Source organism: Kribbella sp. CA-294648 (assembly GCF_050943845.1).
Lineage (GTDB): Bacteria > Actinomycetota > Actinomycetes > Propionibacteriales > Kribbellaceae > Kribbella.
In genome coordinates this window covers 1,691,594-1,710,782 of the sequence record NZ_CP191981.1, presented here as the reverse complement: position 1 = coordinate 1,710,782, position 19,189 = coordinate 1,691,594, and the positions used below count along the sequence as shown (strand labels likewise).

The 19,189-nt window shown below is 69.4% G+C and carries 18 protein-coding genes; 4 read left to right on the top strand and 14 right to left on the bottom strand.

The window, feature by feature from the left end:
* Positions 1–36: 36 nt before the first annotated feature.
* On the bottom strand, positions 37–1,473 hold the full coding sequence (gene ahcY, locus ACQPYM_RS08335) for an adenosylhomocysteinase (RefSeq protein WP_433017390.1): 1,437 nt from the start codon (positions 1,471–1,473) through the stop codon (positions 37–39).
* A gap of 118 nt (positions 1,474–1,591) precedes the next feature.
* Between ahcY and ACQPYM_RS08330 the strand changes: the two genes are divergently transcribed.
* Positions 1,592–1,960: a MerR family transcriptional regulator gene (locus ACQPYM_RS08330; RefSeq protein WP_433017387.1), complete on the top strand. Its 369-nt coding sequence runs from the start codon at positions 1,592–1,594 to the stop codon at positions 1,958–1,960.
* Positions 1,961–2,012: 52 nt separating this feature from the next.
* Here the strand turns inward: ACQPYM_RS08330 and ACQPYM_RS08325 are convergent, their stop codons facing one another.
* From ACQPYM_RS08325 to ACQPYM_RS08285, 9 genes are all read right to left on the bottom strand, one after another.
* Positions 2,013–2,972, bottom strand: a complete 960-nt coding sequence (locus ACQPYM_RS08325; RefSeq protein ID WP_433017384.1) for a cation diffusion facilitator family transporter — start codon at positions 2,970–2,972, stop codon at positions 2,013–2,015.
* Positions 2,973–3,025: 53 nt separating this feature from the next.
* Entirely contained in the window at positions 3,026–4,192 is a 1,167-nt protein-coding gene (gene manA / locus ACQPYM_RS08320; protein ID WP_433017381.1) for a mannose-6-phosphate isomerase, class I, read from the bottom strand.
* Entirely contained in the window at positions 4,186–5,265 is a 1,080-nt protein-coding gene (locus tag ACQPYM_RS08315; protein WP_433017378.1) for an SIS domain-containing protein, read from the bottom strand. Before ACQPYM_RS08315 ends, manA begins: the two co-directional genes overlap by 7 nt.
* Positions 5,265–5,477, bottom strand: coding sequence for a Trm112 family protein (locus ACQPYM_RS08310; RefSeq protein WP_433017375.1), 213 nt, complete (start codon positions 5,475–5,477; stop codon positions 5,265–5,267). Before ACQPYM_RS08310 ends, ACQPYM_RS08315 begins: the two co-directional genes overlap by 1 nt.
* Entirely contained in the window at positions 5,477–6,865 is a 1,389-nt protein-coding gene (locus ACQPYM_RS08305) for a phosphomannomutase/phosphoglucomutase (RefSeq protein ID WP_433017372.1), read from the bottom strand. The genes ACQPYM_RS08310 and ACQPYM_RS08305 overlap by 1 nt, the downstream gene beginning before the upstream one ends.
* A 37-nt stretch (positions 6,866–6,902) precedes the next feature.
* Positions 6,903–7,643 (bottom strand): ThuA domain-containing protein, encoded by a 741-nt coding sequence (locus ACQPYM_RS08300; RefSeq protein ID WP_433017370.1) that lies wholly within the window; start codon positions 7,641–7,643, stop codon positions 6,903–6,905.
* Entirely contained in the window at positions 7,636–8,724 is a 1,089-nt protein-coding gene (locus tag ACQPYM_RS08295) for a Gfo/Idh/MocA family protein (protein WP_433017367.1), read from the bottom strand. The genes ACQPYM_RS08300 and ACQPYM_RS08295 overlap by 8 nt, the downstream gene beginning before the upstream one ends.
* Positions 8,725–8,808: 84 nt before the next feature.
* Entirely contained in the window at positions 8,809–9,483 is a 675-nt protein-coding gene (locus tag ACQPYM_RS08290; RefSeq protein ID WP_433017364.1) for a hypothetical protein, read from the bottom strand.
* Positions 9,484–9,574: 91 nt separating this feature from the next.
* Entirely contained in the window at positions 9,575–9,970 is a 396-nt protein-coding gene (locus ACQPYM_RS08285) for a DUF3499 domain-containing protein (protein ID WP_360282860.1), read from the bottom strand.
* A gap of 31 nt (positions 9,971–10,001) precedes the next feature.
* Between ACQPYM_RS08285 and ACQPYM_RS08280 the strand changes: the two genes are divergently transcribed.
* Complete coding sequence (locus ACQPYM_RS08280) at positions 10,002–10,448, top strand: metallopeptidase family protein (protein ID WP_360282858.1); 447 nt, start codon at positions 10,002–10,004, stop codon at positions 10,446–10,448.
* A gap of 78 nt (positions 10,449–10,526) precedes the next feature.
* Here ACQPYM_RS08280 and ACQPYM_RS08275 read toward each other — a convergent pair whose 3' ends face one another.
* From ACQPYM_RS08275 to ACQPYM_RS08260, 4 genes are all read right to left on the bottom strand, one after another.
* Positions 10,527–12,005 carry a DUF5719 family protein gene (locus tag ACQPYM_RS08275; protein WP_433017359.1) on the bottom strand — a complete coding sequence of 493 codons (1,479 nt, stop codon included), beginning with the start codon at positions 12,003–12,005 and terminating at the stop codon, positions 10,527–10,529.
* The gene (locus tag ACQPYM_RS08270; RefSeq protein WP_433017356.1) at positions 12,002–14,914 is read right to left on the bottom strand and encodes a glycosyltransferase family 2 protein; all 2,913 of its coding nucleotides are present in this window, start codon (positions 14,912–14,914) and stop codon (positions 12,002–12,004) included. The genes ACQPYM_RS08275 and ACQPYM_RS08270 overlap by 4 nt, the downstream gene beginning before the upstream one ends.
* A gap of 284 nt (positions 14,915–15,198) precedes the next feature.
* Positions 15,199–15,450 (bottom strand): WhiB family transcriptional regulator, encoded by a 252-nt coding sequence (locus ACQPYM_RS08265; protein WP_020389877.1) that lies wholly within the window; start codon positions 15,448–15,450, stop codon positions 15,199–15,201.
* A gap of 318 nt (positions 15,451–15,768) precedes the next feature.
* Positions 15,769–17,049 carry a hypothetical protein gene (locus ACQPYM_RS08260; protein ID WP_433017354.1) on the bottom strand — a complete coding sequence of 427 codons (1,281 nt, stop codon included), beginning with the start codon at positions 17,047–17,049 and terminating at the stop codon, positions 15,769–15,771.
* Positions 17,050–17,162: 113 nt separating this feature from the next.
* Between ACQPYM_RS08260 and cofD the strand changes: the two genes are divergently transcribed.
* Positions 17,163–18,140, top strand: a complete 978-nt coding sequence (gene cofD / locus ACQPYM_RS08255) for a 2-phospho-L-lactate transferase (RefSeq protein WP_433017351.1) — start codon at positions 17,163–17,165, stop codon at positions 18,138–18,140.
* The gene (locus ACQPYM_RS08250; RefSeq protein ID WP_433017348.1) at positions 18,137–19,120 is read left to right on the top strand and encodes a coenzyme F420-0:L-glutamate ligase; all 984 of its coding nucleotides are present in this window, start codon (positions 18,137–18,139) and stop codon (positions 19,118–19,120) included. Before cofD ends, ACQPYM_RS08250 begins: the two co-directional genes overlap by 4 nt.
* The last annotated feature ends 69 nt before the right edge of the window (positions 19,121–19,189 follow it).

Genomic DNA, 19,189 nt, shown 5'->3' with positions numbered 1-19,189 from the left:
GTACCAGAGCCGGTACGGCGCCCTCCCAACGCAACCTCAGTAGCGGTAGGCGTCCGACTTGTACGGACCCTCGACCGGTACGCCGAGGTACTCCGCCTGCTCCTTCGACAGCTCGGTCAGCTTGACGCCGAGCGAGTCGAGGTGCAGCCGGGCGACCATCTCGTCGAGGTGCTTGGGCAGCACGTAGACGTCGGTCGGGTACTGCGCGGTCTTGGCGAACAGTTCGATCTGCGCCAGCACCTGGTTGGTGAACGAGTTCGACATCACGAACGACGGGTGGCCTGTCGCGTTCCCGAGGTTCAGCAGCCGGCCCTCGGACAGCACGATGATCGTGTGGCCGTCAGCGAAGCGGAACTCGTCGACCTGCGGCTTGATGTTGACCCGCTGGATGCCCGGCGTCTTGTACAGGCCGGCCATGTCGATCTCGTTGTCGAAGTGGCCGATGTTGCCGACGATCGCCTGGTGCTTCATCTGCGCCATGTGGTCGGCGGTGATGACGTCCTTGTTGCCGGTGGTGGTGACGAAGATGTCGGCGATCCCGACGACGTCCTCGATCGTGGTGACCTGGTAGCCGTCCATCGCCGCCTGCAGCGCGCAGATCGGGTCGATCTCGGTGACGATCACCCGGGCGCCCTGGCCACGCAGCGACTCCGCACAGCCCTTACCGACGTCGCCGTAGCCGCAGACGACCGCGACCTTGCCGCCGATCAGCACGTCGGTGGCGCGGTTGATGCCGTCGATCAGCGAGTGCCGGCAGCCGTACTTGTTGTCGAACTTCGACTTGGTGACCGAGTCGTTGACGTTGATCGCCGGGAACAGCAGCGTGCCGGCCTTGTGCATCTCGTACAGCCGGTGCACGCCGGTGGTGGTCTCCTCGGTGACACCCAGGATGTTCTGGCCGATGGTGGTCCAGCGCTGCGGGTCCTCCTGCAGCGACCGGGTCAGCACGGACAGCACGACGCCGTACTCCTCGGACTCCGCGGTGGACGGGTCCGGGACCGCGCCGGCCTTCTCGAACTCGGTGCCCTTGTGGACGAGCATGGTGGCGTCGCCGCCGTCGTCCAGGATCATGTTCGGGCCGTCGTTGCCCGGCCAGCGCAGTGCCTGCTCGGTGCACCACCAGTACTCCTCCAGCGTCTCGCCCTTCCAGGCGAACACCGGGACACCTTGGGGCGCGTCGGCGGTACCGTTCGGGCCGACGACGACCGCTGCGGCCGCGTGGTCCTGGGTGGAGAAGATGTTGCAGGACACCCAGCGCACCTCGGCGCCGAGCGCCGTCAGCGTCTCGATCAGCACGGCGGTCTGGATGGTCATGTGCAGCGAGCCCATGATCTTCGCGCCGGCCAGCGGCTTGCTGTCGCCGTACTGCGCGCGCATCGCCATCAGACCCGGCATCTCGTGCTCCGCGAGCCGGATCTCCTTGCGCCCGAACTCGGCGAGTCCGAGGTCTGCCACCTTGTAGTCGAACGTCATACCGTTGCCGCTCCCCTGGGGATGTGGATGCTTCCTACCGAGCCACACTAGAGGTCCCGGCACGGGTGGCGGACCGCCGGGTCGGCATTTCTGACACTGAAATGTCAGGATAAATCCCATGCGCATCACGGAGGCGGCGAAGAACCTCGGCACCACTCCCCGAATGCTCCGTTACCGGGAGGCCCTCGGGCTGCTGCCCAGCTCCCGGGCCGCCCGCAACAGCCAGCGCCAGTACGACGAACGCGACCTCGCCGCGGTCAGGCTCGCCCTCGAACTCGAACGCCGGTACGACGTGACGCCGGCCGCGCTCGCCTTCGCGCTCAGAGCACTCGCCGAGCCGTCGGTGGCGGCCGACCTGCGCAACCTCGGCTACCGCACCGGCCGCCTGACCACACCACCCACCACGGCCGAGATCGATCGCGAGCGCGCCCTCCGCTGGCTGGGCCGCAGCGGCACCCTGCCGCCCCCACACAACCGGCCGCGCTGAACGAGAAAGCCCCAGCCACCGACCAGGTGGCTGGGGCTCTCAGTCGCGGCTTCTAGTGGGACGGCGCCTCGGGGACGGCCGGACGCTCGGCGCGGACGTAGCCCTCGACGTAGATGTCGGGCTCGATGTAGACGTGGATCGACATCGGCTCGGCCTCGCGGACGGCGCGTTCGACGTCGTCGATGGTTCGGGCGATGGACGCCGCGTCGGCGTCCTCGGCGACCGCGACCTTGGCGGCGACCAGCACCTCCTCCGGGCCCAGGTGCAGGGTCTTGAGGTGGATCAGCCGCTGCACGCCGGAGACCGACTTGATCGCGTCGACGATCTTCTGCTGCGCCTCGCGGGTGGCCGACTCGCCGAGCAGCAGGGACTTCATCTCGATCGCCAGGAAGATCGCCACCACCACCAGCAGCGCGCCGATCGCCATCGAGCCGAGGCCGTCGTAGATCCCGTTGTCGGTGGCAAGCGTCAGGCTGACGCCGATCAGCGCGAGGATCAGACCCATCAGCGCGGCGAAGTCCTCCAGCAGGATCACCGGCAGCTCAGGCGACCGGGCGTTGCGGATGAACCGCATCCAGCCGACGGTGCCGCGGAGCTTGTTCGCCTCGATGATCGCGACCCGGAACGACATCGTCTCCATGATGATCGCGGCCACCAGCACCGCGACCGGCACCCAGTGCCAACTGTCGATCGCGTGCGGGTCGTGCACCTTGTGGTAGCCCTCGTACAGCGCGAACAGGCCACCGACGCTGAACAGCACGATCGCGACGATGAACGAGTAGACGTACCGTTCCCGCCCGAAGCCGAACTGGTGCAGTTCGTTGGCCTCGCGCTTGGCCCGCTTCGACCCGACCAGCAGCAGCACCTGGTTCCCGGCGTCGGCCAGGGAGTGGATCGACTCGGCCAGCATCGAGGCCGACTGGGTCAGCAGCCAGGCGCCGAACTTCGTGATCGCGATACCGGTGTTCGCCAGCAGTGCCGCGACGACGGCTTTGTTACCGCCACCAGCCATTTCGGTTGTCCTCCGGGACGTTCAAGGGGATGAGTACAAAAGGTCTTGGGAGCTCAGCGAGCGGACACGACGAACGCCGTGCCGGAACCACGCAGAGTACAGGGTCCTTCGGGTCCTCGGGCGAACGCGGACTGACCCGCGGACAACTCGACGACGTCTTCGGTGCCCTGGGCACCTACCGTCGCCGTTCCGTCCACACAGGCGACGATCCGCGGTCCGATGCCGGCCACTTCGACCGCCGCTCCGGCCAGGTCGATCCGCCGTACGGCGAAGTACTCGCAGCCTGTCTCGTAAACCGTCACACCCGGTGCCACCTCGACTCCTTCGAGTACCGGCGACGCCAGCGGCTCGAAGTCGACCACCGACACCAGCTCCGGTACGTCGACATGCTTGCGGGTCAGCCCGCCGCGCAACACGTTGTCCGAGTTCGCCATCACTTCGAACCCGGTGCCGTGCAGATAGGCGTGCACGTTGCCGGCCGGCAGGTAGACCGCCTGGAACCTCTCCAGCCGCACGCGGTTCAGCAACAGCGCGGCCAGTACACCCGGATCGTCGGGGAACTCGTCGCACAGCCGCGCAATCGTCTCGGCCTCCAGCGCGAACTCGTCGCCCGCATAGGCGCGACAGGCCTCGCCGAGAGCGGCGACCAGCGGACGGATCGCATCCCGGTCGGTGCTCATGAAGGACGTGAAGGCGTCCTGCAACTTCCCATCGCGCAGCAAGTCGCGCAGTTCGTCGAGGACACCCAGCGCCTCGAGCAAGGCGATCGACGCGGCCAGCGGCCGGAAGCCGACCAGCGCGTCGAAAGGACCCAGCGCGATCAGGATCTCCGGCTTCGGCCAGGCGTCCTTGTAGTTCCGGTCGCCGGCGTCCCGCGGAATCCCGGCCGCCTCGTCGCGGGCAAAACCGTCCACCGCCTGCGGGCGGGACGGATGCGCCTGGATCGACAACGGCTGCTCAGCCGCCAGGATCTTCGCCAGGAAGGGGAACCGGCCCTCGAACTGCGAGGCCACCGACTCCCCCAGTACGCCGGCCGGGTCGGCGGACACCAGATCGAACAACGACTCACCCGACGGCAGCACCGAGGGCGCCGACTCGTGCGCGCCCATCCACAGCTCGGCCTGCGGGGTGCCGTCCGGTTCCACCCCGGTCAGCTCGGGGATCGCGGTCCGCGACCCCCAGGCGTAGTCCCGGACGGTGTTCTGAAGCGGAGCTACCACGCCGGGTCCTCCGCAGGGTTGCCCGGTGGCCCGGGCGGCTCCTCGCTGGGCGTGCCGTAGCGGCCCAGGCCGATCCCCAGGTACGCCGCGGCGTACCGGCCGTGCTGCGTCAGTGCGGCGTACCGGGCCACGTCGGTCCCGTTGGCCTGGGTCACTACGTGCACCCGTACGTCGTGGCGCTCCGCGGTCTGCTCCAACTGGCGGCGGTGCTCGGCGACGCCGCCGTCCTCCACCCCGTCGTCCAGGATGACCAGGCCGGGCCGAAGCTCCTCCGGCTGGTCGAAGGGGTCCGCGAAGACGTCACGCGGCGGCTGGTTCGCCAGCACCGGCAACAGGTGACCACAGTCGGCTGCAAGAGCCGGGCGGCCGCTGGCGAGCCGCACAGCCTCCACTACACGACGTGCGGCACGAGCAGCCAGCACCGAGCCGCCCCAGACCAGCGGAAGCGCGTCCGCGAGCATCAGCGCGAGATCCTTGGCCGGGTTCGACGCTACGTCGTTGTTGGGCGAGCAGGCGATCGCAACCTCGTCGAGCATCTCCGCAACGGCCTTGGCGTCCACAGCCGGCCCAAGCTCCAACTGGTGAAGCCCTTGCAGTACTGCGACCGCTGCCGCCAACTGGTCGTCCGACTGCGACGGGAGCCGGATGGCGTGCCGCGAGCCGGCCGAAGCCTGCGCCACCGGCGAGTCGGCAGGAGAGGCGACCATCAGGCCACAGCCCCGGCGTACCGCCTCGGAAGCGGCCGAGACCGCGGCCGTGTCGGCGTCGTCGCCACTGAGCACGATGACGAGGTCGAGGGGGCCGGTCCAGCCGGGCAACCCCGGACCGGGCCAGGCCACGAACGGCACCGGGCAGACCGGCTCCAGCACCGCGCGGACCAGCCGGGCGTCCCGGCCGGCGGCGACGATCGCGCGCGGCCGGAAGCCGTCCGTGGCGAGCTGGGACAGCGCTTCTTCGGAGGCGTCGAGCTCGGCCCGGACCCGGGCACCCGCCCCCGCCAGCCGGCGCAGCAGATGGTCGGATGCCTCGAGGGCGGCCGGGTCGTCCAGCCGCGAATCGTCGAAGACGCTCATCAGTTGTCGGTAGCCTCTGCGTTCTTGGTCTCGCGCGCCTCGTCGATCAGCAGCACCGGGATGTCGTCGCGGACCGGGTAGGCCAGCGCACAGGTGGCGTTGGTACAGACCAGCTCACTGGCCTCGTCGTCCACGCGGAACTCCGACCGGCACTTCGGGCAGACCAGGATGCTCAGCAGGTCCGGGTCCAGGTTCAGGTTAGACACAGTCATCAGTTTCCTTGTTCTGCCGGCGCACCGGTGATCAGGGCCAGTACTTCGTCGCGGACGCGCTCCATGGTGGCGACGTCCGCCGCCTCGACGTTGAGCCGCAGCAGCGGCTCGGTGTTCGACGCGCGCACGTTGAACCACCACTGTCCTGCGTCGATCGTCAGACCGTCCAAGTGGTCAACGGTAATGCCCTCGCGGTCGCCGTAGGTGTCCTCGATCGCGGCGACCGTGGCGGCGGCGTCCTCGACCCGGCTGTTGAGCTCACCGGAGGCGACGTACCGCTCGTAGATCGAGAACAGCTCGGAGGCCGGCTTGTCCTGCTCACCGAGCGCCGCGAGCACGTGCAGGGCCGCGAGCATGCCGGTGTCGGCCCGCCAGAAGTCCCGGAAGTAGTAGTGCGCGGAGTGCTCGCCTCCGAAGACCGCGTCGGTCTCGGCCATCTTCTGCTTGATGTTGGAGTGCCCGACCCGGGTCCGCACCGGTACGCCGCCGTGCTCGCTGACCAGCTCCGGCACGGCCTTGGAGGTGATCAGGTTGTGCAGGATGGTCGAGCCGGGGTGCTTGGCCAGCTCCCGGACCGCGACCGCGCCGGTGATCGCGCTCGGCGAGATCGGGTCGCCCTTCTCGTCCACCACGAAGCAGCGGTCGGCGTCACCGTCGAAGGCCAGCCCGAGGTCGGCGCCGGTCTCGCGCACCTTGGCCTGCAGGTCGACCAGGTTCTTCGGGTCCAGCGGGTTCGCCTCGTGGTTCGGGAAGTTGCCGTCCAGCTCGAAGTACAGCGGCAGGATCTCGATCGGGCCGGTAGCGAAGACGGCCGGTACGGTGTGCCCGCCCATCCCGTTGCCGGCATCGACGACGACCTTGAGCAGTCGGCTGCCGGACAGGTCGACCAGGCCGTTCAGGTGGTCCGCGTACGCCGTCAGCAGGTCCTTGCGGCGGACGTGACCCGGCACGGGGACCGGCGACAGCCCGTCGATCAGCGACTTGGCGACCAGGTCGGCGATGTCCCGCAGCCCGGACTCCGCGCCGACCGGCGAGGCGCCCGCGCGGCACATCTTGATCCCGTTGTACTGCGCCGGGTTGTGGCTCGCGGTGAACATCGCACCGGGCAGCTGCAGCCGCCCGGAGGCGAAGTACAGCTGGTCGGTGGAGGCCAGGCCGATGTCGATCACGTCGGCCCCGGTGCTGGTCACCCCCTCGGCGAAGGCGGCGGCCAGCCCCGGGCTCGACGGACGCATGTCGTAGCCGATCACCACGGCTCCGGGGCCGGCGAGAACGTCCAGAACCTCGACGAACGCGGCACCGGTCGCCCGGGCCACCGCCTCGTCCAGCTCGTCCGGGACGACTCCGCGGACGTCGTACGCCTTGAAGATCGCAGCTACGTCAACCATGCGTGGACCTTATCTGGCCCCGGCATCATGCTGTGTTTCAGGCTGTTTCGAACCAGCCTGGTGTCGCCCGGTGGTGGACGTCCGGGAGCTTGCGCTCGACCACCGGGGCGGCCCAGCGGACGGCGTTGGCGAGGACCTGCTGCACCTCGGGCTGGTGGTAGGTCGGGTACTCCTGGTCACCCGGCCGGAAGTAGAAGACCCGGCCCTGGCCGCGGCGGTAGCAGCAGCCGGAGCGGAACACCTCGCCCCCGGAGAACGAGCTGACGAACACCAGCTCGTCCGGCTGCGGTACGTCGAACAGCTCGCCGTACATCTCCTCCTGTTCGATCACCAGCGGGTGCGGTACGCCGGCCGCGATCGGGTGCCCGGCCGCGACGGTCCAGAGCAGTTCCCGGTCGTTGTCCGAGCGCCAGTCGAGCGAACAGGTGGTCCCCATCAGCCGCTTGAAGATCTTCGCGAAGTGGGCCGAGTGCAGCGCGATGAGCCCCATCCCGGACAGCACGGCCTGCTGGACCCGGTCGACGACGGCGTCGTCCACGTCGTCGTGCGCCGTGTGCCCCCACCAGGTGAGCACGTCGGTGTCGGCCAGCACCTCGTCGGTCAAGCCGTTCTCGGGCTGCTGCAGCCACGCAGTACGGACCTTCACCTGCTCGCCCAGCTTGGCGCGCAGCCCGGCCGCGATCGTCTCGTGCATCGTGTCGGGGTAGATCTTCTGCACCGACGCGTCGCGCTGGTCGTGGACGTTCTCGCCCCAGACGGTCACTCGGATCTCAGTCATGCAGCACTACCTCTCGTCCGGCCTTCGCCGAGGCGTAGGCGGCGTCGATGACCTGGGTGCGCGCGAGCGCCTCCGAGCCGTTGTGGGCGGACCAGTCGCCGCTGAGCACGATGGCGACGAACTCGCTGACCACCGCGCGGTGGCCGAGCCCGGCGCCGGTGGCCGGACGGACCTCGGCCGGGATGCCGCCGACGTCGGTGAAGATCTTCAGGGTGTCGGTGTTCGTGTAGTCCTGGACGTCGATCTTGGCGCCACCCTCGGTCCCGAACAGCTCGATCCCGAAGTTGTCCCCCGGCGCCCGGTACGTCGCCCAGCTGGTCTCCAGCTGCAGCGCCCCGCCGCCCTCCAGCCGCAGGTACGCCGTGGCCAGGTCCTCCACCTCGAACTTCGCGCCGAGCGTGTCGACCTTCGGCCGGACCACGGTGCTCACACTGCCCCGGCCGCGCGGGCCGAGCTCGGCGAAGGTGTTCGCGCTGACCGTGGTCACCTTCGGCTCGTTCATCAGGTACAGCGCCAGGTCGAGGATGTGCACGCCGAGATCGATCAGCGGGCCGCCGCCGGACAGCTCGCTGTTGGTGAACCAGCCCCCCATCCCGGGGATGCCGTTGCGGCGCATCCAGTGCGCCTTGGCGTAGTAGATCCGGCCGAGCAGGCCTTCGTCGATCTGGTGCTTGAGGGTGGCGACGTCGCCGCGCTCACGGTGGTTGAACACCACCTTGAGCACCCGCCCGGCCTTCTTCGAGGCCGCCACCATCGCGGTGCCCTCGGCCACCGTCCGGGCCAGCGGCTTCTCGCAGAGCACGTGCAACCCGCGCTCCAGGGCCGCCAGCGCGATCGGCGCGTGCAGTTGCGTCGGCGTACCGATGCTGACGGCGTCCAGGCCGTCGACGGCGAGCAGGTCCTCCCACTTCTCGAAGAGGTTCGGCACGTGGTGCTTGGCGCCGAGACTCTTCAGGATGTCCGTCTCGAGCCCCGCGAGCGCCACCACTTCGACGTCGGGCAGCTCCGAGAACGCTTCCAGCGCGGTCCGCCCGGCATAGCCGACACCGACCACTCCGACCTGTAGTTTTCGATCGTTCACAAGTCAGGAGTCTTGTCAGCCGATGACAACGTGGTCAACCTCATCCCACGCTGTGAAACGGGCCGCGCCCCCCGATCAGCTGTGTCAGCGGGGCAGCTTGGCGCCGGCTGCGACCGCCATCTTCTGGAAGTTGGCCGGCTTCACGCCGTGGCCGTAGCCCCAGAACGCGAGGACCGAGACCGTCGTGCCCTTGAGGGTGACGGCGTACGGGAAGGTGCCTGCCTCGCTGCCCGGGTCGTTCGGCAGCGGGTAGTCGTACCAGCGCAGGATCGTGGTGGCGTCACCGACCTTGACCTTGGACACGGTGAGCTTCCGGCCATGGGTCGGGCTCTTGGGCTTAGCCGCCTTGCATGTCCTGACGACGGCGACGATCGAGGCATACGCCTTCCGGGCGTCCGCCTTGGTGTTGTACCGGGTCAGGTACTGCGCGCCGTACTTGGACATGTCGTCCGTATACCCCCGGGCCAGTCGCTGCGCGACCCGCTTGCCTTCCTGCGAGGCCGGGCCGCACCAGGTGCGCGGGAGGATGCCGCGGTCCCGCTGGACCGACCATCCCTGCCGCGGGTCGGCCTTGGCCACCTGGCCGACCGTCAGCATCATCGACCGGCTCATGTACGCCCCACGAGTCGCCGACGTGTCGGCGGTCTGGGTGCTTCCCGCCGTCGCGCCGATCGCGGTCGATGCGCCCGCCACCAGGCCGACGACCGACAGTCCGGCAGCCACGGCCCAGCGCCTGCCGACAGTGTGCAGTGCTCTCATTTCCTGTCTCCCCTCCAGCGAATGTCAACTGGTGAGACAGCGCCCGCGCGGAACTTGTTCAGCCGTCCGGGACGGAGAAACGACTCCGTTATCAGGCTTGGTCGGTGGTGCCGTCCGACGCGGTCGAGCCCGGATCCTGCAGCATCCGCAGATGGCCACGGCGGATCACCTCGACCGGCGCGCCCGGCGCCGGCTGACGACTGGCCGGCGGCAACGGCCGCGCAGCCTCCCGTACTGCGTTCGCCAGCGCCTCGAGGTCGTCGTTCGACGGGCCGGCGGCGGCCGGATCCGGGGCCAGCCGGATCACTTCCCAGCCGTTCGGCGCGGTCAGCCGGTCGGCGTGGTCGGCGCAGAGGTCGTAACAGTGCGGCTCGGCGTACGTCGCGAGCGGACCCAGCACGCAGGTCGAGTCGGCATAGACGTAGGTGAGCGTCGACACGGCCGGCCGATGGCAGGCGGCGCGCGAACAGATCCTGGCGATGCTCACGACCAGACGCTACCCCCACTAGGCTGATCGCGTGACCGAGGCTCGCCGTCATCGACGGCACATCGACCGCCACGGGCGCGGCATGCTCGGACCGATCAGCCGTCCGAGCAGCTTCGCACCGCGCGGACTGCCCTTGCAGCGGTCCGCCGCCGCCCAGTTCGACGAGGTGGTCGCGATCGAGGTGACCAGGCTGGAGAAGCGGTTGCCGCAAGTCGTCGCCCGGGTCGAGTTCGCGATCGAGGACGTGCCGAACCTCGATCTGCACGCCGGCGAGATCCCGCTGACCCACTCCACCGGCGGCACCTCGCACGAGCCCTACCGGATCGTCGTGTTCCGCCGCCCGATCGAGCTGCGCGCCGAGCGGTCCGGGACCAGCCTGGCCTGGCTGGTCCGATCGGCGCTCGTGCTCGAGCTGGCCGAGGTGCTGGCGCTGTCACCGGAGCAGATCGACCCCGACTTCGACACCGACGACGACTGACCCTTTCCCGCGACTTCGTGCACCACCTGAGCAGATCAGCCGCGGCGACTCGCTCACGTCGTGCACAAAGTGGGGGTTTTACTTCAGCGCTGCGCGGGTGTCGGGTAGGGCGCCCAGCTGGGCGCGGAAGACCAGTGACGTGGTCAGCGGCCAGGCGGCCACCAACGGCACGTCGTCCTCACCGGGCTTGGCCGGCGGCATCAGCGTCACGGCCGCCACCACCGAGCCCTTGACCTGCTCGACCATCAGGTACGTCGGCTTGGCCTGCGCCTTGAAGCCGATCGCGGTGGTCGCGCCGTTGACCACGTCGAGGGCCCGGGCCTGGACGAGCTTGCCGGTCAGGTCGCGCAGCTCGAATCTCACCGATGCCGTCTTGCTCGGCGCCGTGATCTGCAACTGGACCGGCTGAGCATGCGCGGGCAGCACCAGGTACGCCGGTCCGGCCAGCGCCTCGGCCGATCCGATCACGGCGAACTCGTCACCGGTCCCCGCGACGTTGCGCGCCGACGCGGTCACCGGCTGGTCCGAACTGATGGTGATCGACGACGGGTCGCCGCGCAGTACCTGGTCGAGCCGGATCGACGTCACCGAGCCGGCCGGGATCTGGACGGTCGACAGGTCGGCCGGTTTGAAGGGTCCGTTGGGCCCGTTGACGGTCAGCGTCGCGGTGGCCTGCAGGTCACTGGGGTTGGCCAGGGTGAGGATCCGGACGCCCGCACCCGCTGCGATCCCGGGCACCACCAGCGACGTGGTCGGCTGGGCGGACGGGTTGATCCAGTCCACCCCACCGGGCTTCTTGCCGTTCACCGCGTTGTCCCGCAGCGCCGGCGCCACCCGGCCGCCGGTCGACTCGACCCGCAACGCCAGGTCTCGCGCCTTCGGCGCCAGCAGGCTCATGTACAGCTCGACGGTGCCCCGCGCCGGTACGACGACTCCGCGCGCGTTGGGCAGGTCGAGCTGACCCTTGGACGAGTAGACGGTGACGTTGACCTCGGCGTTGATGCTGTCGAGGTTGGTCAGCACCAGGACATCGCGCCGGCCGGTCGTGCCACTGGCTCCGACGAACCAGAAGTCCGATCCGGGCAGCGTGCAGGGCACACTCGCCATCCCGCGGTTCACCCCCTCGGTCGAGATCGACGTACCGGTCCCGACGGTGCCGGCGGCGAGCGGGCCGGTGCCCTGGATCGACAGCGGTACGGGCTTGGCGGACAGCGGCGTCGAGGCGATCTTGCCGCGCACCAGCACCGACCCGACCGGGTCGGCGGTGGCCGGCAGCGGCGCGATCGACAGCGGGTTCGCCGTGCCCTCGGCCGTCGGGGTGTCCTTCGGCAGCACCGGTGAGACCGCGTCGACCGAGCTCAGGATCTTGTCGCTGGGGCCGGGGACGGGGCAGCTCAGCGCAGTACGGTTCACGATCGCGCGGCTCGGTCCGCCGGCGCCTTCGGGCCGGGTGACCGGCTCCTTGGCGTGCGTCACGACGCCCAGGCCGGCTGCGGCGGCCATCGCCAGCACGCAGGCTCCGACCCTGATTCGCAGGTCCGACAACAGGCGGCTCACGACTCCCTCCTCGCGTGGGTCCCGCGCGGGACCGCAACCGTTCGGCGCGCGGTCGGCAGGCAGGAGATCAGCGCGATGATCCAGGCGATGATGCCGAGCACCCGCCAGATGTCCCGGACGTCGTCCTGCAGTGGTGTCTTGCCGTCGATCTTCGACCGGTCCACCAGCCAGGCGGCGTCCGCGTCCGCGGCACTCGCCCTGGTCAGGCCGGGCAGCGAGTCGAGTGTGGCCATCAGGGTCGGATCGACCGGTGCCGGCAGATAGACGTAGTCGATCGCCAGCGACGCCAGTTGGCGCCCCTCTTCACCAGTTCCACCGCCGCCGAGGGCGGACAGGACATCGGTGATCGGTTTGCTCTGCTCGGGCTTCGGCGCTGCTTCCAGCGCACCCATCCGGGGCCCGCCGTTGCGCACCAGCGCGAAGCGCATGGCCGTCGTCGCGTCCTTCCGCACCACCAGGATCGATGCGTTCTGCGGCGGCCCTTGCGAGGACATCAGGTACTCCGGGAGGTCCTGTTCGGGTCCACGCCGCAGCGGGCCGTCGTCACCGCGCACGAGCCAGAACCCGGCAACGACGAGCGTGGTGACCAGGACCAGCCCCAGCACGCCCTGCACGAGGAGCTCGCGCGACTTGCCGACCGAGTCCCACGCGACGGTGATCGCGATGATCCAGCCGGCCGTCATCAGGAACATCAGCGGTCCACTGCCACCACCGAGCCGGCTGGCGACCAACGTGCCGGCCAAGCCTGCCAGCGCCGCGAACCAGCCGATCAGCTCGTACCGCTGCCGGCTCTGCCGCATCAGGCTGAGCAACGCCACCAGCATCAACGGTACGGCGAACCACCAGGGCACCGGCGCACCGATCGGCGTACCGGTCAGCAGGTGCGGGAGGCTGTCGCCCGGGCCCACTGCGGCAGTCGGTGGGCCGCCTGCTTCCTGCCCGAACCGGGACGGATTCAGGACGAGCTCGATCGTCCAGGGCAGGACGAGCACGAGACCGAGGACGACCGAGAAGACGAGCTGCCTGCCCTGGCGACGCCAGCCGAGACCGAGCGGAGCGGCTACTGCCAGTGTGAGGCCGACCAGGAGACCGACGGCCGGAGTGAAGGCGAACAGCACGGCCAAGCAGATCCCGGCGAACCAAGCTGCTCGCCAGCTGCCCTGGATGACAACCCGTCGACGCCGGGCGACCGTGTGCACGGCAGCACCGAGCAGCGGCAACGCGATCGCCGCGACAACCGTCCCGAGCCGGCCCTGCGTGACCGCACCGTTGGTGAAAACCGCCAGCCCGTACGCCGCCGCGCCCCACGCCCGGGCGACCCGATCGACGACGAAGGCCCGCAACAGAGCCCAAGCGGCCAATCCTGCCAGGGGAACCGCGCCGAGCAGCAGCACGTTCGTCGCGCCCGAGGGGCCGAAGGTGACGGTCGACAGTGCCCAGAACTGAGCCAGCCAAGCCGGTGGAGTCACTCCGGCCGGCGCGGCGGCAGCGGCATGCCACAGCGCACCGAGACTCTCGTGCGGAGGCAGCAGCAGAGCGGAACGCAGTACGCCGCTGCCGATCAGGCTGCGAGCGGCCACGAATGCACCGATGGCAAGGAAAACCCAGGTGACCAGGAACGGCCGGCGGATCAGCTGCCGGCGCCAGCGGGGCTGGTCCTGCGCGACGCGGGCGGTGCTCTTGGCCCGGCGGGCGGTCGTGACGACCTGCTCCTCGGGCTCGTCGGCCCAGGCTTCGCGCAGCCGCTCGGTGATCGTGCTGCCGGTCTCCTCGAGGTTGTGCCGCAGGGCGTTCACCGAGCGCGAGAAGAGCGGTTTGATCGCGTCGTACGGGACCTGGTCGAGGCGGCGGCGGTCCTTGCGGGCCTGGGTCCAGCCGCCCGCCAGCAGAGTGCCGAGCAGGGCGGTCCATTCGTCGACCGCGCCGGACGGCGTCTTGCCGATCAGGAACCAGGTCGACCGGATGACGGTGCCGACCAGGAACCTGAGGATCAGCAGCGGAAGCAGTTTGGCGGGCGCGTTCGCCAGGACGGTGTAGTAGGCATGCGCGCGGTCGAGCTGGTAGGCGTGCCGGCGGGTGCCGGCCAGTGCGCGTTCGCCGGTCGCGGCGGCCTGGGCGTGGTACACGACCGCGTCCGGTGCGACGCCGACCTTGAACCCGGCCCGGCTGGCCCGCCAGCCGAAGTCGATGTCGTCGCGGAACATCGGCAGGCGCGGATCGAATCCGCGCAAGGACTCCCAGACGTCGCGGCGAACGAGCATGCCGGCCGAGCTGACCGCGAGCACGTTCCGCGACTGGTCGTGCTGACCCTGGTCGAGCTCACCGTTCTCGATCCCGGTGTCCCGACGGCCACCCAGCGACGTGGTGACGCCGACCTCGAGCAGTTCGCGATCGCGCGGCCACAGCCGGAGCTTGGGACCCCAGACCGCGGTGTCCGGAAACATCGTCGCCTGCTGCAGCAGGTGCTCCAGCGCCTTCGGAGCGGGTGCACAGTCGTCGTGCAGCAGCCAGAGCCACTCGACCACCGGCATGTGCCCGTCGTCGCCGTACGGGCCGACAGCGGACGGGACAGGCGCGAAGCCGACCGTCTCGATGCCGCGCGCGACCGCGGTACCGAAGCCGCTGCGGGCCGAAAGGCTCACCACGGGCTCGACGGCGGGCATCTCGGCCAGCAGTTCGGCGGTCTCGTCGGTGGAACCGGTGTCGACGGCGATCAGCCGCTCGGGCCGGCGGCCGAGCGCCCACAGCGCCTCGGTCAGCCGGGGCAGCCAGGCGGCTCCTTCGTGCCCGACCACGACCGCGGTGACGACGTGCCGGATCGGCGCGCGACCCATCGGGTCGTGGGTGAGGTCGGTGGGAAAGTCGACTGAGTCGAAGAACTCCCAGCCGGCCGGAGCTTCTGGTTCCATGCGGAGCAGTGACACCTCAGGGGAAAGTGACGGCCTGGCCACACGACCATCCGGACGCGCGACGAGGACTCACCTTACGCGACCCGGCGAGGCTGCTGTGCCATACCTTCCCCGCCCCACCACCCCGGTCTGGACACAGCAGCGGGCCCCGGTGGACGAAGTCCGGCCGGGGCCTCACGCGGAAGTATGTGTTGACTTTTCCGTTCTGCTGATTCACGGCGTGAATCAAGGACGATCGACGACGGCGGGGTGGCAGGGCACCACCACCAGTCGATCAGTCGGCGTCAGACGGCCTTCTTCTTCAGCTTGCGGCGTTCCCGCTCCGACAACCCGCCCCAGATTCCGAAGCGTTCGTCGTTCTGCAGCGCGTACTCGAGGCATTCGCCCCGTACGTCGCACCCGAGGCAGACCTTCTTCGCCTCCCGGGTGGAACCACCCTTCTCCGGGAAGAAAGCCTCTGGGTCGGTCTGGGCGCACAGCGCCCTTTCCTGCCAGTTCGGCTCCTCCTCGATCGCCTCACCGTCGACAATCGCCATCAGCGTTTCTGTCACGGTACGACCTCCTCGACCCTGTTCGTTCCCCTGTACATGTGGGTTTGCGGACCACATGCCTGACCTCGACCGTTCTGTGTGCTGAAAACGGTCCCCGATACCGAGTGTCCAACGAACGACACGGTTGAAATTACATTCCTGCAATCCACGAAAGTCAAGCCGTGGTCTGCTATTGGCATCATCCGCAACACGGCTGCAAAAGAACGAGAGGCCTGTCTGCACAGGCCTCTCGGTGTACTACGACCCCCGGTCAGGCCGATCTGATTTGACTGACCGGGGGGTTTTTGCATGGTTGCTTCCTGGTCAGGAAGGCTGTGACCACCAGCCCTGCTGGTTGCCCTGGCCCTGCTGCGGCTGCCCTTCGTCGTCCTTCGGGGTCTCGGAAACCTGCGGTTCTACCCGGGTTTCGTCGGTCCCCTGCGGGGTTGCCTCGACCGGCTGCTCGGCCGCGGGAGTCTCTTCCGCGGGCCAGGTCTGGCCTTCCTGCTGCCAGCCCTGCTGCGACCAGCCCTCGGCCTGCGGGGCTGCCGGCTGACCCTGCTCGGGCTGACCAGCTTCCTGCGCGGGCCACTCCGGCTGTGCAGGCTGGTACTGCTCCTGGCCGGCCCACTGCTGACCGGAGTCGGCGCCACCCCACTGCTGCTGGCCCTCTTGCGGCCACTGCTGGGACTGCTCCTGGGCGGGCCACTGCTGCTGGCCTTCCGGGCTCCACTGCTGCGTCGGCTCGGCTGCGTGGCCCTCAGCGGACCAGGCCTGCTCGGCCGGCTGGGCACCTGCCTGGGCAACCGGCGACTCGGCCTGCGGCTGGGCGTCCGCCTCAGTCACCGGCCAGGTCTGCTGCTCGCCCTGGTTCCAGCTCTGCTCCTGCGGCCACTGCTGCTCGCCACCCTGGGCTGCGGCGTAGCCACCAGCTGCACCGGCAGCGGCACCGGCCGCGCCCGCCGCACCAGCGCTGTAGGCGCCGTACTGGCTCTGCTCGTTCTGGCCGTACTGACCCTGCTGGGCGCCGTACTGCCCGTACTGGCTCTGAGCGCCCTGCTGGCCGTACTGGCCGCCCTGCTGCGGGAACTGGCCGCCCTGCGGGCCGTACTGACCCTGCTGGCCGGCGAACTGGCCTTGCGGGCCTGCCTTCGGTGCGCGGACCGGTGCCGGAAGCGCCTGGAAGGTCTTGAGCATGTAAAGACCGGCAGCGCCGTAGATCGCGAGACCGGCGAGCGCGAACAGGAAGCTGACGAACTTGAGACCGCCCGTGCTGGTCTCGTTGAAGCCGGCGAAGGCGCCGATCAGGACGATCAGCGCGAGGACGCCGGTGATCGACAACGCGGCCAAGGTCACGATCCGGGCGTTGTGGGTACGCTCACCCGCTTCGTTCACCAGCCACACCGAGGCGACCAGCGAGAAAAGCACCACCAGCGCGTCCAGCGCGGGTGGGGTGAGGCTACCTTGCACGAGAGCGGCGGCGTTGGTGAATCCTGCGCTGCCGACGAACAGCCGGATCAGCGAAGCCAGCGCCACAAGGCCGGCAAATGCGAGCAAGATGTACGCGACCGGCTCTCTGAGCTTCTTGGTTGCGTCGGTGACCACGAGGGCTCCTCGGGATGTTGGGGGCCGTTCAACTGACGTTGACACATGTCGGACCCTCGGCAGCATAGTCGTGCGGTGGGCCGCTGCTTTGACGACTCGTGGAAACTGTTCCCATGCGATTGACAGTGCTAGCCGGTGGCATCGGCGGTTCCACCTTCCTGCGCGGCCTGCTGAAGGCGCGGCCGGACGCCGAGATCACCGTGGTGGGGAACACCGCGGACGACATCACCCTGTTCGGGTTGCGGGTCTGCCCCGACCTCGACACGGTGATGTACACGCTCGGCGGCGGCATCTCGAAGGAACGCGGCTGGGGGCGTGAGGACGAGACCTGGGTGATCAAGGACGAGCTCGCGGCGTACGGCGTGGAGCCGACCTGGTTCGGTCTCGGCGACCGCGACGTGGCCACCCATCTGGTCCGGACCCAGATGCTCGACGCCGGCTACGGGCTGGCTGCCGTGACCGAGGCGCTCTGCAGCCGGTGGAACCTGCCGGTCCGGCTGCTGCCGATGAGCGACGACCGGGTCGAGACCCACGTCGTGGTGGACGACCCGGACCATCCGGGCACCAAGAAGGCGATCCACTTCCAGGAGTACTGGGTCCGGCTGCACGCCGAGGTGACCGCGCACCAGATCGTTGCCGTGGGCTCCGAGAAGGCGAAGCCTGCGCCCGGCGTCCTGGACGCGATCGCCGAGTGCGACGCGCTGCTGCTGCCGCCGTCGAACCCGGTGGTCTCGATCGGCACGATCCTCGGCGTACCGGGGATCCGCGACGCCGTCCGCGAGACGTCCGCGCCGGTGATCGGGGTCTCCCCCATCATCGGCACCGGCCCGGTTCGCGGGATGGCCGACAAGGTGCTGGCGGCGATCGGGGTGGAGTCGACCGCGAGCGCGGTGGCCAAGCACTACGGGTCGCGCGCGGCGGACGGCGTACTGGACGGCTGGCTCATCGACACGTCGGATGCGGCTCAGCTGGAGTCGATTGCGACGGCCGGGATTCATGCCCAGGCCGTACCGCTGTGGATGACCGACGAGGACACGACGGCAGCACTCGCCTCCGCGGCACTCACGCTGGCCGAGGCGGTCCGCCGGTGAGGAAGCACCTCGAGGTCTTCCCCGTCGTCGGACTGCCCGAGATCGACGCCGGGGCCGACCTGGCCGCGCTGATCGGCGAGGCGGCCGACCTGCGCGACGGTGACGTGCTGTCGGTCACCTCGAAGATCGTGAGCAAGGCCGAGGGCCGGTTGACCACGGGCACCCGCGACGAGGCGATCGACGCCGAGCTGGTCCGGGTGGTGGCCTCCCGCGGCGACACCCGGATCGTGCAGACGCGGCACGGCCTGGTCATGGCCGCCGCCGGCACCGACACCTCCAACACCCGACCTGGCACCGTGCTGCTGCTCCCGGTCGACCCGGACCTGTCCGCCCGTGCGTTGCGTGAGGCCCTGCAGGCCCGGTACGACGTCAATGTGGGCGTGGTCGTCACGGACACGCTGGGCCGGCCCTGGCGGAACGGTCAGGTCGACCTGGCGATCGGCGCCGCCGGAGTACAGGTGATCGAGGACCTGCGCGGCACCACGGACAGTCATGGCAACGTGCTGGCCGTCACGGAGCCTGCGCTGGCCGACGAGATCGCCGCTGCCAGCGAACTGGTGAAGGGCAAGGCCGACGGAGTACCGGTCGCAGTACTGCGGGGGCTGGCTGATCTGGTGTTGCCTGCCGGTGAGCACGGACCTGGGGCTCGCGCGCTGGTGCGGGATGCCGAGCTGGACCTGTTCAGCCTGGGCACGCGGGAGGCGGCGCGGGCCGCAGTACTGGACCGGAAGTCTCCTGGTGCGCCACGGGAGGTTGATCCGGCCCTGTGGGCCGACCTGGTGGCCGATGACGACGCTGTCCAGATCAAGCTGCTCGACGGCGCCAGGGGGGTCTACGGCGTCTATGGCGACGACCCGGTGGCGGTCGGGATGGTCGCCGAGCGGCTTGCTGTCCTGCTGCACGCCGAGGGCTACGGGGTGAGCGTCCGGACGGGTATGGGGAGTGAGGCGACGATCACGGTCGGCTCACGGTCTGCCTAGATTTCTAGGCAACCTCTCAGACAGCTTGCGTACACTGCATCCGCACGGCGGCTCCGAGACCGCCCCTGA

Excerpts from the sequence above, each read along its gene's own strand:
- ahcY (WP_433017390.1), bottom strand. The coding sequence starts at position 1,473 with ATGACGTTCGACTACAAGGTGGCAGACCTCGGACTCGCCGAGTTCGGG.
- ACQPYM_RS08330 (WP_433017387.1), top strand. The coding sequence starts at position 1,592 with ATGCGCATCACGGAGGCGGCGAAGAACCTCGGCACCACTCCCCGAATG.
- ACQPYM_RS08325 (WP_433017384.1), bottom strand. The coding sequence starts at position 2,972 with ATGGCTGGTGGCGGTAACAAAGCCGTCGTCGCGGCACTGCTGGCGAAC.
- ACQPYM_RS08315 (WP_433017378.1), bottom strand. The coding sequence starts at position 5,265 with ATGAGCGTCTTCGACGATTCGCGGCTGGACGACCCGGCCGCCCTCGAG.
- ACQPYM_RS08310 (WP_433017375.1), bottom strand. The coding sequence starts at position 5,477 with ATGACTGTGTCTAACCTGAACCTGGACCCGGACCTGCTGAGCATCCTG.
- ACQPYM_RS08305 (WP_433017372.1), bottom strand. The coding sequence starts at position 6,865 with ATGGTTGACGTAGCTGCGATCTTCAAGGCGTACGACGTCCGCGGAGTC.
- ACQPYM_RS08300 (WP_433017370.1), bottom strand. The coding sequence starts at position 7,643 with ATGACTGAGATCCGAGTGACCGTCTGGGGCGAGAACGTCCACGACCAG.
- ACQPYM_RS08290 (WP_433017364.1), bottom strand. The coding sequence starts at position 9,483 with ATGAGAGCACTGCACACTGTCGGCAGGCGCTGGGCCGTGGCTGCCGGA.
- ACQPYM_RS08270 (WP_433017356.1), bottom strand. The coding sequence starts at position 14,914 with ATGGAACCAGAAGCTCCGGCCGGCTGGGAGTTCTTCGACTCAGTCGAC.
- ACQPYM_RS08265 (WP_020389877.1), bottom strand. The coding sequence starts at position 15,450 with ATGGCGATTGTCGACGGTGAGGCGATCGAGGAGGAGCCGAACTGGCAG.
- cofD (WP_433017351.1), top strand. The coding sequence starts at position 17,163 with ATGCGATTGACAGTGCTAGCCGGTGGCATCGGCGGTTCCACCTTCCTG.